The 16916-nt window shown below is 59.0% G+C and carries 15 protein-coding genes; 13 read left to right on the top strand and 2 right to left on the bottom strand.

Features of this window, described 5'->3' with window-relative positions; genetic code table 11:
* Nucleotides 1-17 precede the first annotated feature (17 nt).
* Nucleotides 18-1364 carry a butyryl-CoA:acetate CoA-transferase gene (locus tag P0G09_RS02625; protein ID WP_005932736.1) on the bottom strand — a complete coding sequence of 449 codons (1347 nt, stop codon included), beginning with the start codon at nucleotides 1362-1364 and terminating at the stop codon, nucleotides 18-20.
* Between the two features lie 374 nt (nucleotides 1365-1738).
* Here P0G09_RS02625 and coaD point away from each other — a divergent pair, with 374 nt between their 5' ends.
* The 9 genes from coaD to P0G09_RS02670 all read left to right on the top strand — a co-directional run bounded on the left by coaD (nucleotide 1739) and on the right by P0G09_RS02670 (nucleotide 11822).
* Nucleotides 1739-2242 (top strand): pantetheine-phosphate adenylyltransferase, encoded by a 504-nt coding sequence (coaD, locus tag P0G09_RS02630; RefSeq protein ID WP_005932740.1) that lies wholly within the window; start codon nucleotides 1739-1741, stop codon nucleotides 2240-2242.
* A gap of 88 nt (nucleotides 2243-2330) precedes the next feature.
* A complete protein-coding gene (locus P0G09_RS02635; protein ID WP_005932742.1) occupies nucleotides 2331-3545 on the top strand; it encodes an acetyl-CoA C-acetyltransferase in 1215 nt (404 codons plus the stop codon).
* Nucleotides 3546-3661: 116 nt separating this feature from the next.
* Nucleotides 3662-4447 carry an enoyl-CoA hydratase-related protein gene (locus P0G09_RS02640; RefSeq protein WP_156065687.1) on the top strand — a complete coding sequence of 262 codons (786 nt, stop codon included), beginning with the start codon at nucleotides 3662-3664 and terminating at the stop codon, nucleotides 4445-4447.
* 39 nt (nucleotides 4448-4486) lie between these two features.
* Entirely contained in the window at nucleotides 4487-5359 is an 873-nt protein-coding gene (locus P0G09_RS02645; RefSeq protein WP_005932746.1) for a 3-hydroxyacyl-CoA dehydrogenase NAD-binding domain-containing protein, read from the top strand.
* 119 nt (nucleotides 5360-5478) lie between these two features.
* Complete coding sequence (locus P0G09_RS02650; RefSeq protein ID WP_154276263.1) at nucleotides 5479-6648, top strand: acyl-CoA dehydrogenase; 1170 nt, start codon at nucleotides 5479-5481, stop codon at nucleotides 6646-6648.
* A 17-nt stretch (nucleotides 6649-6665) separates the two neighbouring features.
* Nucleotides 6666-7460: an acryloyl-CoA reductase electron transfer subunit gamma gene (gene acrB / locus P0G09_RS02655; RefSeq protein ID WP_005932750.1), complete on the top strand. Its 795-nt coding sequence runs from the start codon at nucleotides 6666-6668 to the stop codon at nucleotides 7458-7460.
* A gap of 21 nt (nucleotides 7461-7481) precedes the next feature.
* Nucleotides 7482-8576 (top strand): acryloyl-CoA reductase electron transfer subunit beta, encoded by a 1095-nt coding sequence (gene acrA, locus P0G09_RS02660; protein ID WP_005932752.1) that lies wholly within the window; start codon nucleotides 7482-7484, stop codon nucleotides 8574-8576.
* Nucleotides 8577-8733: 157 nt separating this feature from the next.
* Nucleotides 8734-10260, top strand: coding sequence for an SPOCS domain-containing protein (locus P0G09_RS02665; RefSeq protein ID WP_275251844.1), 1527 nt, complete (start codon nucleotides 8734-8736; stop codon nucleotides 10258-10260).
* A 161-nt stretch (nucleotides 10261-10421) separates the two neighbouring features.
* Entirely contained in the window at nucleotides 10422-11822 is a 1401-nt protein-coding gene (locus tag P0G09_RS02670) for a nucleobase:cation symporter-2 family protein (RefSeq protein WP_097772211.1), read from the top strand.
* Between the two features lie 67 nt (nucleotides 11823-11889).
* Here the strand turns inward: P0G09_RS02670 and P0G09_RS02675 are convergent, their stop codons facing one another.
* Nucleotides 11890-12552 carry a nucleotidyltransferase family protein gene (locus P0G09_RS02675; RefSeq protein WP_275251845.1) on the bottom strand — a complete coding sequence of 221 codons (663 nt, stop codon included), beginning with the start codon at nucleotides 12550-12552 and terminating at the stop codon, nucleotides 11890-11892.
* 109 nt (nucleotides 12553-12661) lie between these two features.
* Between P0G09_RS02675 and P0G09_RS02680 the strand changes: the two genes are divergently transcribed.
* From P0G09_RS02680 to yqeC, 4 genes are read left to right on the top strand one after another with little or no spacing between them, the layout of a single operon-like run.
* On the top strand, nucleotides 12662-13447 hold the full coding sequence (locus tag P0G09_RS02680) for an FAD binding domain-containing protein (protein WP_097771055.1): 786 nt from the start codon (nucleotides 12662-12664) through the stop codon (nucleotides 13445-13447).
* A 6-nt stretch (nucleotides 13448-13453) separates the two neighbouring features.
* Nucleotides 13454-13927, top strand: a complete 474-nt coding sequence (locus tag P0G09_RS02685; RefSeq protein WP_005932760.1) for a 2Fe-2S iron-sulfur cluster-binding protein — start codon at nucleotides 13454-13456, stop codon at nucleotides 13925-13927.
* Nucleotides 13924-16212 (top strand): molybdopterin cofactor-binding domain-containing protein, encoded by a 2289-nt coding sequence (locus tag P0G09_RS02690; RefSeq protein WP_005932761.1) that lies wholly within the window; start codon nucleotides 13924-13926, stop codon nucleotides 16210-16212. The genes P0G09_RS02685 and P0G09_RS02690 overlap by 4 nt, the downstream gene beginning before the upstream one ends.
* Entirely contained in the window at nucleotides 16212-16916 is a 705-nt protein-coding gene (gene yqeC / locus P0G09_RS02695; protein ID WP_275251846.1) for a selenium cofactor biosynthesis protein YqeC, read from the top strand. The genes P0G09_RS02690 and yqeC overlap by 1 nt, the downstream gene beginning before the upstream one ends.

A 16916-nucleotide genomic window follows, 5' to 3' on the forward strand; every position in this document is an offset into this window, starting at 1 on the left:
GATTCCCTGCGGCAATGTCAGCGCTTGTTGCTCCTGCGCCAGATGTGCAGTTTTTCGGCTTCGGCGATCAGCTCGTCCCGGAAATCGGGGTGTGCCACACTGATCAGTGCTTCTGCTTTTTCCCAGCTGGTCAGGCCCTTCAGGTTCACACAGCCGTACTCGGTGCACAGGTAGTGCACGTTTGCGCGGGTGTCGGTGACGATGCTGCCGTTTTCCAGGGTGGGACGGATGCGGCTCTCCAGCTTGCCGGTCTTTTTATTCATAAAGGTAGAGGACAGGCAGATGAAGCTCTTGCCGCCGTTGGAAAGGTATGCGCCCAGAACAAAGTCCAGCTGACCGCCTGCACCGGAAATGTGCTTGATGCCTGCACTCTCCGCGTTCACCTGACCGAACAGGTCAATATCCACCGCATTGTTGATGGAGATGAAGTTGTCGATGGCGGAGATGCTGCGGATGTCGTTGGTGTACTCCACGGGAGCGGCCATGCACTCCGGGTTGTCGTTCAGGTAATCGTACATCTTCTGGGTACCTGCACCAAAGGCATAGACCTGACGGCCCTTGTCCAGATTCTTGTGGCGGCCGGTGATCTTGCCTGCCTTTGCAATATCCACAAAGGCATCCACATACATCTCGGTGTGCACACCCAAATCCTTCAGGTCGCTCTGCGCGATCAGGTTGCCGATGGCGTTGGGCATACCGCCGATGCCCAGCTGCAGGCAGGCTCCGTCGGGGATCTGCGGGACGATGAGGTTTGCCACCTTCAGATCGACCTCGGTGGCGGCACCGGCAGCGGCCATCTGGCCGATGGGCGGGTTGCTGCCCTCCACAACACCGGCAACCTGGGAGATGTGCACCCAGTTCTCGGTGCCGCCCAGGCATTTGGGCATGTTCCGGTTGACCTCAACGATGATCTTCTTGGCTTTATCGCAGACGGCACCCAGGTGGGAAGCACAGGGGCCAAAGTTGAAATAGCCGTGCTCGTCCATGGGGGTCACCTGGAACACCGCCACATCCACGGGGTCAGAGCTGTCGCGATAGTAGCGGGGCAGTTCAGAGTAGCGGATGGGGGAGTAGAAGGAGAAGCCCTGGGCAATGGCCTTGCGCTCAATGCCGCCCATGTGCCAGCTGTTCCAGGTCATGTGGGCAGCAGGATCCTCGATCTGGAAGATGGCGGGCACCCACATCAGGATGCCGCCGCGGAAGTTGACATCCTCCAGCTCAGGCAGACGCTTTGCAATGGCAGCGTCCACCGCTACGGGGGTGTTCACGGCCCAGCCGTAATCCACCCAGTCGCCGCTTTTGACCAACGCGGCAGCCTGGTCAGCTGTCATTTTCTTCTGCGCATACAATTCCGTAAAATCCATTATAAACCATCCTCTCTTACAATAACATAAAGGAATTGTAAATTCCAACTTAGTTATATCATTAACAAACGGGAGAATCAATACTTTCCTGGCAAAAAACAGGGCTGGATGCAATATAACTAAAAATCTTAGCTTTTTGTAGAGATTCTTTGGTGCACAAAAAATAAATTGTACACAAAAAATACTTGATAAAATTTTGACGATGTGCTTTACTTATAGCGTAGCAGGATGCAGCGTGGCACTGCGGGTGGGATTGTTTAAAAATTAACGATACACCGTAGCAGAAGAAAAGAACATCTTGCACAGCAAACTGGAAAGTGCTATCATGTCAGAACCAATGCGCTTTTCAAAGGCGCGCAAGGAGGACAAAACCGATGGCAACTGCAGTTTACCCCGGGTCGTTCGATCCGGTTACACGAGGTCATCTCGATATCATCAAGCGCGCGGCAAAAATCAACGATCATCTGATCGTGGCCGTGCTCATCAACAGTGCAAAGCACCCATTGTTCACCGTGGAGGAGCGGGTGGCCCTGCTGCAGGAATGCTGCAAGGGCATCCCCAATGTCACGGTGGAGAGCTTCGACGGCCTGACCGTGGAGTTCGCCAAGAAGCGCCACGCTTCGGTCATGGTGCGGGGCCTGCGGGCAGTAACGGATTTTGAAAACGAGATCCAGCTGGCGCAGACCAATCACGCGCTGATGCCCGGCATCGAGACCATGTTCCTTGCAACCAGCATCAAGTGGAGCTATCTTTCCTCTACCATTGTAAAGGAAGCCGCCCGCTACGGCAGCAGCATCTCCAAGTTCGTTACTCCGAATGTGGAAGCCGCCGTGGAGCAGAAGATGGCCGAGCTGCGCAGCAGGGGAGAGAACGTCTGACCCCCATTCCTTATGCAAGAAACGCTTCGGCGTTTTGATAAAACAGTCTTTCTTAAATCACAACATACACAATCAGGAGGCTATTCACATGAAAAAGATCGTTATCGCATCTGCATGCCGTACCGCCATTGGTAAGTTCGGTGGCACCCTTGCCAACGTCCCCGCTGCTGAGCTGGGCTCCATCGTCATCAAGGAGGCTCTGAACCGCGCAAACGTCAAGCCTGAGCAGGTCGATCATGTTTACATGGGCTGCGTGATCCAGGCTGGTCTGGGCCAGAACGTTGCCCGTCAGGCTTCCCTGAAGGCTGGCCTGCCCATCGAGACCCCCGCTGTCACCGTCAACGTGGTCTGCGGTTCCGGTCTGAACTGCGTGAACATGGCTGCTCAGATGATCGAGGCAGGCGATGCTGATATCGTGGTCGCAGGCGGCATGGAGAACATGGACATGGCTCCCTTTGCAATGATGAAGGGCCGTTACGGCTACCGCATGGGCGCTCCCATGGGCAAGAGCGAGCTGGTCGATACCATGGTCAACGATGCTCTGTGGGATGCCACCGGCTTCAACAAGCACATGGGTATGACCGCTGAGAATGTCTGCACCAACGAGACCTTCCAGAAGAAGTACGGCTACAGCCCCATCACCCGCGAGATGCTGGATGAGTTCTCCTACAACAGCCAGGTCAAGGCTGACAAGGCCATCAAGGACGGCGCTTTCAAGGACGAGATCGTTCCTGTTGTCATCAAGGGCAAGAAGGGCGACACCGTGTTCGATACCGATGAAGGCCCCCGTCTGACCCCGGTCGAGAAGCTGGCAACCCTGAAGCCCGCTTTCACCAAGGACGGCATCGTGACCGCAGGCAACTCTTCCGCCATCAACGACGGCGCTGCTGCTCTGGTCATTATGAGCGAGGAAAAGGCCAAGGAGCTGGGCGTTGAGCCTCTGGCAACCTGGGTCGCTGGCGCTCTGGCCGGTGTTGAGCCTGAGGTCATGGGTCTGGGCCCCATCGCAGCAACCAAGAAGGTCATGGCAAAGACTGGCCTGACTGTTGCTGATATGGACCTGATCGAGGCCAACGAGGCATTCGCTGCTCAGTCTGTGGCTGTCAGCCAGGCTCTGAACTTCGATATGAGCAAGGTGAACGTCAACGGCGGCGCAATCGCTCTGGGTCACCCGGTCGGCGCTTCCGGCGCTCGTATCCTGGTCACCCTGCTGTACGCTATGAAGCACCGTGGTGCTCACAAGGGTCTGGCTACCCTGTGCATCGGCGGCGGCATGGGCTGCGCTACCATCGTTGAGATGTAAGCTCTCCCTTTGAAATTGAATTGAATGACAGCCCGCGCCCCGGCTCAGACCGGAGACTCTGCCGGGGCGCGGGAGCTGTTTTGAAACACTGAGAATCTGAATTGGAGGTTTTCACAATGGCTTTTGTAAAAACCGAGGTGCAGGGCGCTGTCGAGATCATCACCATCGACCGTCCCAAGGCACTGAATGCCTTGAACCCCGAGGTTCTGGCAGACCTGAAGGCAGCCTTTGAGGCTGTTGATCAGGAGACCATCCGCTGCATCGTCCTGACCGGCGAAGGCGACAAGAGCTTCGTTGCAGGCGCTGATATCGGCTCCATGAGCACCATGACCAAGGCAGAGGGCGAGGCCTTCGGCAAGCTGGGCAATGACGTGTTCCTGATGATCGAGAGCTTCCCCATCCCCGTCATTGCAGCCGTCAATGGCTTTGCACTGGGCGGCGGCAATGAGCTGGCCATGAGCTGCGACATCCGCATCTGCTCTGACAACGCCGTGTTCGGTCAGCCCGAAGTTGGTCTGGGCATCACCCCGGGCTTCGGCGGCACCCAGCGTCTGGCACGTCTGGTCGGCATGGGCATGGCAAAGCAGCTGGTCTACTCTGCCCTGAACATCAAGGCAGACGAGGCTTACCGCATTGGTCTGGTCAACGCCGTGTATCCGCAGGCTGAACTGATGGAGAACGTGCTGAAGCTGGCTGGCAAGATCGCCAAGAACGCTCCCATTGCAGTGCGCAACTGCAAGAAGGCCATCAACGGTGGCATCAGCCTGCCCATTGAGAAGGCTGTGGAAGTTGAGGAGAAGCTGTTCGGCGATTGCTTCGAGACCCACGATCAGCAGGAGGGCATGGCCTGCTTCCTGAGCCGTGAGAAACCGAAGCCCAAGGCAGTGTTTACCAACAACTAATCCATTACATAATTTTTGATATTAAAGGAGAGATTTCCTATGAAGATCGGTGTTATCGGCGCTGGCACTATGGGCCAGGGCATCGCAAAGGCATTTGCACAGGTTGAGGGCAACACCGTTGCCCTGTGCGACATCAAGCAGGAGTGGGCTGAGAACGGCCTGGCAAAGATCAAGAAGGGCTACGAGAAGCTGGTTGCTAAGGGCAAGATCCCCCAGGAAAAGGCTGACGCGATCGTTGCAGCCATCACCCCGGGCCTGAAGGAAAATCTGTGCGCAGACTGCGACCTGATCGTTGAGGCTGCTTTTGAGGATATGAAGGTCAAGCAGACCACTTTCGGCGAGCTGGATAAGATCTGCAAGCCCGAGTGCATCTTCGCCTCCAACACTTCCTCTCTGTCCATCACCGAGATCGGCAAGGGCCTGAGCCGTCCTCTGGTCGGTATGCACTTCTTCAACCCCGCTGACCGCATGAAGCTGATCGAGGTCATCGCCGGCTGCAACACCCCCGCAGAGACCGTTGAGAAGATCAAGGAGATCTCCGTTGCCATCGGCAAGAACCCTGTTCAGGTCAACGAGGCTGCAGGCTTTGTGGTCAACCGCATCCTGATCCCCATGATCAATGAGGCTGCCTTCATCAAGATGGAGGGCGTTTCCGATATCGCAGGCATCGACACTGCTATGAAGCTGGGTGCCAACCACCCCATGGGACCCCTGGAGCTGGGCGACTTCATCGGCCTGGATATCTGCCTGGCCATCATGGATGTCCTGTACCATGAGACCGGCGACAGCAAGTATCGTGCCTGCCCGCTGATCCGCAAGATGGTCCGCGGCGGCAACCTGGGCTGCAAGACCGGCAAGGGCTTCTACGTTTACAACGCAGACCGCACCAAGACTCCTGTTGACCAGCTGTAATTTCTGATAAACATTTCTCCTGGCCGTGGGGAAAGCGGTCAGGAGGAATTTGTTTGTAACCGGGTAGGGGAGAACCCCGGCCCCGGGAGATAAAAAACACCCGTTAGGAGGATATAGCGATGGATTTTACTCTGTCCAAGCAGCAGCAGATGGTGCAGAAGATGTACCGCGAGTTTGCTGAAAACGAAGTCAAGCCCCTGGCTAAGAAGGTTGATGCAGAAGAGTACTTCCCCAAAGAGACCGTCGAGAAGATGGGCAAGCTGGGCATGATGGGCATTTACTTCCCCACCTCTGTCGGCGGTGCAGGCGGCGATGTGCTGTCCTACGTCATGGCAGTGGAGGAGCTGAGCAAGGTCTGTGGCACCACCGGTGTCATCGTCTCCGCTCACACCAGCCTGTGCGCTGCTCCTATTTATGAGAACGGCACCCCCGAGCAGAAGGCAAAGTATCTGCCCAAGCTCTGCAGCGGCGAGTGGCTGGGCGCTTTCGGCCTGACCGAGCCGGGCGCTGGTACCGATGCACAGGGTCAGCAGACCATTGCCAAGGAAGAGGATGACTGCTGGGTCCTGAATGGCTCCAAGATCTTCATCACCAACGCCGGTTTCGCTGATGTCTTTATCGTCATCGCTGTCACCGACCACGTTCTGGATAAGAAGGGCCGTCCCACCAAGCTGTGCTCTGCCTTCATCGTTGAGCGCACCGATCCGGGCTTCTCCGTCGGTAAGGCTGAGGATAAGATGGGCATCCGTGGTTCTTCCACCTGCGAGCTGATCTTCGAGGACTGCCGTATCCCGAAGGACCGTATGCTGGGCGTGCGCGGCAAGGGCTTCCAGCTGGCCATGGCTACCCTGGACGGCGGCCGTATCGGCATCGCTTCTCAGGCTCTGGGCATTGCCGAGGGCGCTTTGGAGGAGACCGTTGCCTACGTCAAGGAGCGCAAGCAGTTTGGCCGCAGCATCTCTGCATTCCAGAACACCCAGTTCGAGCTGGCTGAGATGAAGGCCCGCGTTGAGGCTGCCAAGTATCTGGTCTACGCTGCCGCTCTGAAGAAGCAGCAGGCCATGGACGGCGCAAAGGTCCGTTACAGTGTCGAGGCTGCTCAGGCTAAGCTGATCGCAGCCCGCACCGCAAGCGATGTGACCCGCCGCTGCCTGCAGCTGTTCGGCGGTTACGGCTACACCCGTGACTACCCCATCGAGCGCATGATGCGTGATGCCAAGATCACTGAGATCTACGAGGGCACCAGCGAAGTGCAGATGATGGTCATTTCCGGCGCTCTGCTGAAGTAAGGGAGGTAAGATTTACAATGAAAGCAATTGTTTGTGTAAAGCAGGTTCCTGATACCTCCGGCAAAGTCGCCGTCAAGGCAGACGGTACTCTGGATCGTGCCTCTATGGCCACCATCACCAACCCCGATGACCTGAACGCTCTGGAGGCTGCTCTGAAGCTCAAGGACGCTACCGGCTGCGAAGTCGTTGTCATCACCATGGGTCCTCCTCCGGCCGAGGGAATGCTGCGTGAGCTGCTGGCCCGCGGCGCGGACAAGGCTGTTCTGGTCTCCGGCCGTGAGTTCGGCGGTTCCGATACCTTTGCAACCAGCCAGATCCTGGCTGCTGCTGTCAATAAGATCGGCGTTGGCCCCGAGGACGTTGTGTTCTGCGGCCGTCAGGCAATCGATGGCGATACCGCACAGGTCGGCCCCCAGATCGCTGAAAAGCTGCATCTGCCTCAGGTCACCTATGTGGCTGACATCCAGAAGGATGGCAACACCCTGACCGTGAAGCGTATGCTGGAAGACGGCTACATGATGGTCAAGGTGCAGACTCCCTGCCTGCTGACCTGCATCAAGGAGCTGAACCAGCCCCGTTACATGAGCGTCAATGGCATCTTCACCTGCTACGACAAGCCCATGGAAGTGTTCGATTACAACGCTCTGAAGGATGATCCGCTGATCGAGGTCGATACCATCGGTCTGAAGGGTTCTCCGACGAACGTCTTTAAGTCCTTCACTCCTCCGCAGAAGGGCGCAGGCACCATGCTGACTGGCGACGACACCGCCGCACAGCTGGCAGGTATCCTGGCCAAGAAGCACCTGATCTGATGAAAGGAGCATAGGATTACAATGGCTGATTTTAACGAGTACAAGGGCGTTTGGGTCTTTTGTGAGCAGCGCCAGGGCAAACTGATGCCCACCGATTTCGAGCTGGTCAGCGAGGCCCGCAAGCTGGCTGATGAGCTGAACTGCGAAGTCACCGGCCTGCTGCTGGGCGATAACGTGGACGGCATTGCCAAGGAGCTGGGCGGCTATGGCGCTGATAAGGTTATGGTCTGCGACAGCCCCCTGCTGAAGGATTACACCACGGACGCATACGCCAAGGTCGTCTGCGACATGGTCAACGAGTACAAGCCCGAGGTCCTGCTGATCGGTGCCACCAACATTGGCCGCGATCTGGGCCCCCGCTGCGCAGCCCGCCTGCACACCGGCCTGACCGCTGATGCTACCCACCTGGATATCGACACTGCAAAGTACATCGACTTCCTGAAGGAGAGCTCCACCATCGACCTGTCCAAGCAGAAGTTCGATATGGAAGACCGCAACCTGAAGATGACCCGTCCCGCATTCGGCGGCCATCTGATGGCTACCATCATCTGCCCCCGCTTCCGTCCTCAGATGTCCACCGTGCGCCCCGGCGTTATGAAGAAGGCTCCCTTCGATCAGGCCAAGGCTGATGCCTGCCAGATCGTGAAGCCCGCTTTCGAGCTGTCCGCTGCCGACATCAAGACCGAGGTCCTGAGCGTCGAGAAGGCTGCTGAGAAGCTGGTCGATCTGATCGGTGCTGATGTCATCGTCTCCGTTGGCCGCGGCATCAGCAAGGATGTCAACAAGGGCATCGAGCTGGCTGAGCAGCTGGCTGCTGCACTGGGCGGCGGCGTTGTGGGTGCTTCCCGTGCCGTTACCGATGCAGGCTGGATGACCGCTGACCATCAGGTCGGTCAGACCGGTAAGACGGTCCACCCCAAGATCTATGTTGCTCTGGGCATTTCCGGTGCCATCCAGCACACCGCTGGTATGCAGGATTCCGAGTGCATCATCGCCGTCAACAAGAACGAGAGCGCACCCATCTTCGGTGTTGCTGACTACGGCATCGTGGGCGATCTGTTCAAGGTCGTTCCCGAGCTGATCAAGCAGATCGAGGCTGCCAAGGCTGCTGAATAAGCACCTGATTTTCCCTGAACCCTGATTGTGATAAGGCCGCCGCGCAGTGGAAACGCTGTGCGGCGGCTTTTTGCATCCCCGGAAAATCGCTCCGTTCTATCCTGCCTGTTCCCGGAATAAAATGACACCAAGAGCGGACAGGAAAGGAGCGCGTACCATGGAGTTGAAGATCTTTCGGGATGCCCTGCCGGCGGCGGGGACAAACTGTACCCTCAAGGCAGAGCTGCCGCTGGAAACAGAGATCCTGATCTCTGATTATCTGCCACCGGTGTTCAAGCTGGTCAAGTGCTTTGTCAGGCCGGTGGTGCTGCAAAAGCGGCTGCAGCCCGGCAAGCTGCAATTGGAGGGCTACCTGCGCTGTGTGGTCTATTATCAGGGGGAAGAGGGGGCGGGTCTGTGCCAGACCGAGCAGAAGCTCCCCTTTACCAAGCTGCTGGACCTGCCGGAGTTCGTCTTTACGGCATGGGCCGTGCAGGTGGAAGGCCAGACCGAATATCTGAACTGCCGCACCGTCAACCCGCGCCGCATCGAGGTGCGGGGGGCGTATGGGCTGGTGGTATCGGTGCACACGCAGGTCAAAACAGATGTCATCACGGCTCTGTCGGATGGTGGTGTGGAGCAGAAACTGGTCACCCTTTCCGGGGTGCGGCGCGCCGCTGTGCTGGAAAAGCTGGTCACGGTCGAGGGCGAGATCCGCTTTCCCACGCCACCCACCGCCGTTTTGGACCTCAGCGGCAATGCCTCTGTCGGAGACCTCAAGCTCCTGAACGGGAAAGCCGTAGCCAAGGGTGGACTGGTCGTTTCCTGTGCCTGGCGTGCCGAGGGTGACCCGACACTGCAAAGCCAGAGCGTGAACCTGAACTTCAATCAGGTGCTGGATGTGGACGGCCTGAGCGAGGACTGCCGCTGCCTCTGTGTGGCCGAGCCGGTGGGCTTTACGCTCACGGAGGGAGAAGGGGAGGAACCCAGCCGCCTGACCGCCAACCTGATGCTGCGCCTGCGGGCATGGAGGCCCTACCAGCTGCAGTGCGTGGCGGATGCCTTCTCCACGAAATTTGAGACAGAACAGACCCCGCAGACGGTACAGACGGAATCGCTGGCCTGCACCCTGGACGAGACCGTGACCCTGACCGGCTCCGGCCCCCTGCCGGACGCTGGGGCTAAAATTCTGGCCTGCTTTGCCTCCTTTGGCCCGGCCCTGCTGGCATACAGGGAAAACAACTGGGATCTGACTAGCCGGGTGACTGTGACTGCCTTTGGGGAGAACAGCCTTTCAGAGCTGGAAAGCTATGAAAAGGTGTTGGAGCTTGCCCTGCCGCTGGGGCGGGAGCTGCCCTCGGACGTGGAGCTGATCCCGGAGTGCTGGCTCCGTGCCGAGGACCTGCGCTGTGTCTGCGCAAACGGCACACTGGAGGTCACCCTTTCCGTCAAGGCAGAAGGAGCCATCCTACAGCGGAGCGGAAACACCTGTGTGGGCTCCATCGCGCTGGGAGAGCCGTTGACCCCGGCAGACCCGGAGATCAGCCTGCGCATCTATTATGCACAGGCGGGGGAGGAGCTGTTTGCCATCGCCAGGCGGTTCCATGTCTCCCCGGCCCAGATGCTTGCCGCCAACGACCTTGCAGAGGGCACCACGGCCATCGATGCGCCTCGGAGGCTTCTGGTGCCGGGAGCAGGGGGCTGATCCATCTGATTTTGTGCTTCACAGAAGAACAATTTAATGTTAAAGTATGACTTATGAACTGAAAATGAACAAAAAACATCCCGGACCTCTCCCAATTTGAGAAAGGCTCTGCTATAATAATTTTTGTCGTGTAAAAAAGCCTTTTAGATAAAGGAGAAGTTATGATCAAAAATATCGAGTTGGAGAAGGGTGCATACCAGTTTGATGCCAAGATGCCCCTTCGCCAGGCCATCCCGCTGGGCCTGCAGCATGTATTTGCCATGTTCGTGGGCAACCTGACCCCGCTTCTTATCATCACCAGTGCCTGCGGCCTTGCAGGCGGTGAGTTTGCTGACCTGCAGGTCAGCCTGCTGCAGAACGCCATGTTCGTGGCCGGTGTGGTCACGCTGGTGCAGCTGTTCTCCATCGGCCCTGTGGGCGGTCAGGTTCCCATCATCATGGGCACCAGCTCCGGCTTCCTGGGCGTGTTCAACAGTGTGGCTGCTTCCATGGGCGGTGGCGTGCTGGCCTACGGTGCCATCATGGGCGCTTCCATTCTGGGCGGCCTGTTTGAGACTGTGCTGGGCTTCTTCCTCAAGCCCCTGCGCAAGTTCTTCCCCACGGTGGTCACCGGCACGGTGGTGCTGTCCATCGGTTTGTCCCTGATCTCCGTGGGTGTCAACTCCTTTGGCGGCGGCAACGCAGCCAAGGACTTTGGTTCCGCGGAAAACCTGTTGCTGGCCGTGTTCGTGCTGGTGGTGATCCTGTTCTTCAAGCATTGGACCACGGGCTTTCTGAGCTCCTCCTCCATCCTCATCGGCATTGTGGCGGGCTATCTGGCAGCCTTTATCATGGGCTTTGTCCTGCCCACCACCGGTGTCACTGCCGAGGGTGTGGAGTTCACCAAGGCATGGGTGCTGAACTGGAGCAAGGTGGCACAGGCCGACTGGTTTGCCATCCCCAAGCTGGTTCCCGTCAAGATCGTTTTTGATATGCGCGCCATCCTGCCCGTGCTGATCATGTTCATCGTCACCGCTGTGGAGACCGTGGGCGATATCTCCGGCGTGATGGAGGGCGGCATGAGCCGTGAGGCCACCGATAAGGAGCTGTCCGGCGGTGTTATCTGCGACGGCCTGGGCTCTTCCTTTGCTGCCTGCTTCGGCGTTCTGCCCAACACCTCCTTCAGCCAGAACGTGGGTCTGGTTTCCATGACCAAAGTCGTCAACCGCGGTGCACTGGCTACCGGTGCCATCTTCCTGATCCTCTGCGGCCTGATCCCCAAGCTGGGCGCACTGGTCTCCATCATGCCGCAGGCTGTTTTGGGCGGTGCTGCCGTGATGATGTTCTCTTCCATCGTGGTGTCCGGCATCCAGCTCATTACCAAGGAAAAGATGACCCCGCGCACCCTGACCATCGTTTCCGTTGCACTGGGCGTGGGTTACGGCATGGGTGCAAATGCCAGCATCCTGGCACACACCCCCCAGTTCTTCCAGTTGATCTGCGGCGAGAGCGGCATCGTGCCCGCAGCCTTTGTGGCCATTGTGCTGAACGTGCTGCTGCCCAAGGACGATAAGGCCGAATAAACCTCTCAGTCACCTTTGGTGACAGCTCCCCTGACAGGGGAGCCAGGAAGTGCCCTTGCCTCTCCTGTCAGGGGAAGCACCATTGCGCTGCAATGGCGGAGAGCTCCTCCAGAGCTTCCGGCGTATCTGCATCCAGCAGTTCTTCCCGCCGCTGGGCGTAAACGATCTGTACCTGCTCAGGATGAGCCTTGAGCACAACACTGCCGCCCTTGCCCTCGGGCAGGGTGCGCAGAGCGGGAAAATATCCGCATCCAAACAGAACGGGACTTCCGACAACGGTGTCCGGGCCATGTGCGGCCCGGGCTCCCAGCCGGAAGATCGCCCGCTCTGTTTCTTTTTGTGTCTGGGCAAAAGCAGTGATCAGCGCTTCCAGCGTCTCCCGCTGCAGCAGGGGCTGATCTCCAGGCAGGAAGATGCAGCCTGCAAGGTTGGGGCATTGCTCCAGCAACGCCTCCAGCCCCAGCCGGACAGTGTCGTTCCGGCCCGGCAGGCTGTGGAGCAGGCAGGGAACGGCCTGTGCGTCACACAGGGCCTTTACCTCGGCAGAGCGGGTCACGACCACCCGGGCGGCAAGGGCGGGGGTGGCGGTGACCTCCAGCGCCCGGCAGAGCAGGGGGCGGCCCCCGAAATCGGCCAGCAGCTTGTTGGAGCCGAACCGCCGGGCCAGCCCCGATGCCATGATGACGCACCCCACCGGAGGGCGGGCGTTTTTTCTGCACAACTCTGCCATAAAATCATTCCTCCTGAACCTGCCGGATCTGCGGCAGTCTTTCCAGTGGCATTATAAGGGATTTTGTGATAAAATAAAAGTAGCAATCGAAAAAAGAGAGGTACTGCGTATGATGACGATCCGGGAATACAAACGGGCCGAAAGCCTCGAGGAAGCCTGGCAGCTCAACCAGAAGCGAAACAATCGGGTCATCGGCGGCATGATCTGGCTCAAGATGGAGAACATCAATGTCGGCACCGCCATCGACCTGTCGGGCCTTGGGCTGGACAAAATTGAGGAAACGGCCGAGGGCTTTTCCATCGGGGCCATGGTGCCCCTGCGGCAGATCGAGCTCCACGAGGGGCTCAATGCCTACACGGACGGCGCTGTGCGGGAATCTGTGCGCCACATTGTGGGCGTGCAGCTGCGCAACCTCGCCACCGTGGGCGGCAGCATTTACAGCCGTTTTGGCTTTTCCGATGTTCTGACCATGTTCCTGGCCCTGAACGCTTCGGTGGAGCTCTACAAGGGCGGCATCGTGCCGCTTTCGGAGTATGCCCAGCGCCCGTACGACAGGGATATCCTGGTGCGGGTCATCGTGCCGAAAGAGCAGGCAGCATTCTGCTATCAGTCGGTGCGCAACAGCCAGACGGATTTCCCGGTGCTGACCTGTGCCGCCGCGAAAACGGCCGGGGGCTTCCGGGTCGCCATTGGTGCCCGGCCCGGCAAGGCAGTGCTGTATACCCTGCAGCCCAATGCCGCCGAAACGCCGGAGCTGACCGCCGCCCGCTTTGCCGCTGAGGTGCGGGCAAACATCCGGACGGAGAGCAACATGCGCGGCAGTGCGGAATACCGCAATCATCTGGCCGGGGTGCTGGTCAAGCGCGCTGTGCTGAAATTGGAAGGGAACAGGTGAGACAAGATGCAGGTGAATATTATTCTGAACGGAACCAAAGTCACGGCAGAGGCCGCACCGGACACCCTGCTCATCGATTTTGTCCGCGCACACGGCTGTTACAGTGTCAAGCGCGGCTGCGAGACCTCTAACTGCGGCCTGTGCACCGTCTTTCTGGACGATGTGCCGGTGCTGTCCTGCTCTGTGCTGGCAGCCCGTGCCGACGGCCACAGGGTGACCACGCTGGAGGGCCTGCAGGAGGAGGCTGCTGAGTTCGGCGCTTTTATCGCCGATCAGGGTGCGGAGCAGTGCGGCTTCTGCAACCCGGGCTTTATTATGAACGCCCTCGCCCTCTTCCGGGAAAAGGAATACCCCACTGAGGAGGAGATCAAGGAATATCTTGCGGGCAACCTCTGCCGCTGCTCCGGCTACGAGGGTCAGCTGCGGGGCATCCAGAATTTCCTCGCCTGGAAGAAAGCAAAACAGGAGGGTGCCGAATGAAAAACGTCAACAAAGCATTCCGCAAAAAGGATGCCATGCAGCTTGTGACCGGCAAGCCCGTTTACATGGATGATCTGGCCCCGGCAGACTGCCTGATCGTCAAGCTGTACCGTTCGCCCCATGCCAACGCCATGGTGGAGCGCATCGACACGTCCGTGGCCAAAAAGGTGCCCGGCATCGAGGCCATCTTCACCTGGGAGGATGTGGATCAGAACGCCCGCCGCTACACGCAGGCCGGCCAGACCTACCCCGAAGCCAGCCCCTACGACCGCCTGGTCATTGACCGCCATGTCCGCTTTGTGGGGGACGTGGTGGCCATTGTGGTGGGCAAGGATGAGAAGTGTGTCGAGAAGGCCATGAAGCTCATCAAGGTGGAGTATCAGGTGCTGGAGCCGGTGCTGGATTTCCACACTGCGAAGGACAACCCCATCCTTGTCCACCCGGAGGACAACTGGGAGAGCCTGAGTCCTGTGGGTGCCGATAACAAGCGCAATCTCTGTGCCCACGATGCGTGCGGCGACGGCGACATCGATGCCGTGCTGGCAAAGTGCGATGTTGTCATCGACCGTGTCTACCACACCAAGGCCTGCCAGCAGGCCATGATGGAGACCTTCCGCACCTGCTGCTGGATGGACCTGTACGGACGGCTGAACATCCTCAGCTCGACCCAGATCGTGTTCCATACCCGCCGCAATGTGGCAAACGCCCTGCACATCCCCAAATCCATGATCCGCGTCATCAAACCCCGCATCGGCGGCGGCTTTGGTGCTAAGCAGACGGCGGTCTCGGCCATCTATCCGGCCTTTGTTACCTGGAAGACCAAGAAGCCCTGCAAGCTGATCTTCACCCGCGAAGAGAGCCAGACCGCATCTTCGCCCCGCCACGAGATGGAGATGCACGTCCGTCTGGGTGCCACCAAGGACGGCATCGTGAAGGGCATCGACCTCTACACCCTGTCCAACACCGGTGCCTACGGCGAGCACGGCCCCACAACGGTGGGCCTTTCCGGCCACAAGTCCATCCCGCTGTACGGCAAGGCCGAAGCCTTCCGTTTTGTCAGCGACGTGGTCTACACCAACCATATGTCTGCCGGTGCGTACCGCGGCTATGGTGCGACCCAGGGCCTGTTTGCGGTGGAATCTGCCGTCAACGAGCTGGCTGCCAGACTTCACATGGACCCCTTCAAGATCCGTGAAATGAACATCGTCAAAGAGGGCGATGTGATGCCCGCCTATTACGGTGCTGTGAACACCAGCTGCGCGCTGGACCGCTGCCTGAAAAAAGTCCACGAGATGATCGACTGGGACAACAAGTACCCTGTGCGCGACCTTGGCAATGGCAAGGTGCGCGCCGTGGGTATGGGCATGGCCATGCAGGGCTCCGGCATTTCCGGCATGGACGTGGGCAGTGCCACCCTCAAGGTAAACGATGACGGATTCTACTCCCTCATCATCGGCGCGGCCGATATGGGCACCGGCTGTGACACCACGCTGGCTCAGATCGCCGCCGAGGTGCTGGACTGTGACCTGGACAATATCACCGTCTTTGGCGCGGATACCGACACCTCGCCCTATGACTCCGGCTCCTACGCTTCCTCTACCACCTATGTCACCGGCAAGGCAGTGGAGAAGTGCGCCCTGCGGCTGCGCGGCCAGATCTGCAAGCTGGGCGCGGAGCTGCTCCAGACGACCGAAGATGCCGTGGATTTTGACGGCAAGTTCGTCTCCCTGAACGCAGACCCGGAGAAGAGGGTCTCTCTCTCTGAGGTGGCCTTCGCCTCCCAGTTCGGCCACATGGTGCCGCTGGAGATCACCGAGACCCACACCTCGCCCCTTTCGCCCCCGCCCTACATGGTCGGTGCGGCTGAAATTGAGCTGGACAAGGAGACCGGCGAGGTCAAGGTGGTGGATTATGCCGCCTGCGTGGACTGCGGAACCCCCATCAACCCCAACCTGACCCGTGTGCAGGCTGAGGGCGGCATCCTGCAGGGCATCGGCATGGCTCTGACCGAGAATATCACCTACGATGCCAAGGGTTGGCCGATGGAGAACTCCTTTATGCAGTATAAGATCCCCGCCCGTGTGGACATCGGCCACATCCGGGTGGAGTTTGAGAGCAGCTACGAGCCCAACGGCCCGTTTGGTGCAAAATCCATCGGTGAGGTGGTCATCAACACCCCGCTGCCCGCCATCGCGGATGCCATCTACAATGCCATCGGCACCCGCTTCTATGAGCTGCCCATCACCCCGGAGCAGGTCGCCATGGCGGTGGAAGAAAACCGCTGATGCTTTCGGAAAAACAGTTTCCGTTTCTGGCAGAAAAGGGCCATGTGGTCTCGCTGGTGGGCGGCGGCGGAAAAACCACCCTGCTCTATGCCTTTGCCCGGCATTGTGCCGCCAAAGGCTGGCGGGTGCTGGTGAGCACCACCACCCACATCCGGCAGCCGGGGGAGAATTATGCCGCAGATGAAGCTGCTCTTGCGTCCCTCTGGGCGGCAGGGCAATATGCCGTGGCCGGTGTTCCGGCAGAGCAAGACAAGATGACCGCCCTGCCGCCGGAGCAGCTGACCTGCTGGATGGCACAGGCGGATATGGTTCTTCTGGAAGCGGACGGTGCAAAACGGCTGCCCTGCAAAGTTCCGGCGGCCCATGAACCGGTGCTGCTGCCGGAAAGCGATATCGTGCTGGCCGTGGCCGGGTTGTCCGCGCTGGGCAGACCTTTGCGGGAGGTCTGCTTCCGGCTGGAGCAGGCCTGCGCCCTGCTGGGCACTGCCCCCGAAACGCTTCTGACCCCGGAGCTGCTGGCAAGGCTGCTGGCCAGTGAGCAGGGGGGGCGAAAACAGGTGGGGAACTGCCGTTTTTCTGTGGTGCTCAATCAGGCGGATGACCCTGCCCGCATTGCGGCAGGAGAACAGACCCTTGCGCTCCTGCGCGAAAAATATGAGGTACAGGGTGTGTTGACTTATTTTGATGAAAAGGAGCGTGCATGA

This window comes from Faecalibacterium sp. DFI.5.82 (assembly GCF_029076575.1).
Classification (GTDB): Bacteria; Bacillota; Clostridia; order Oscillospirales; family Ruminococcaceae; genus Faecalibacterium; species Faecalibacterium duncaniae.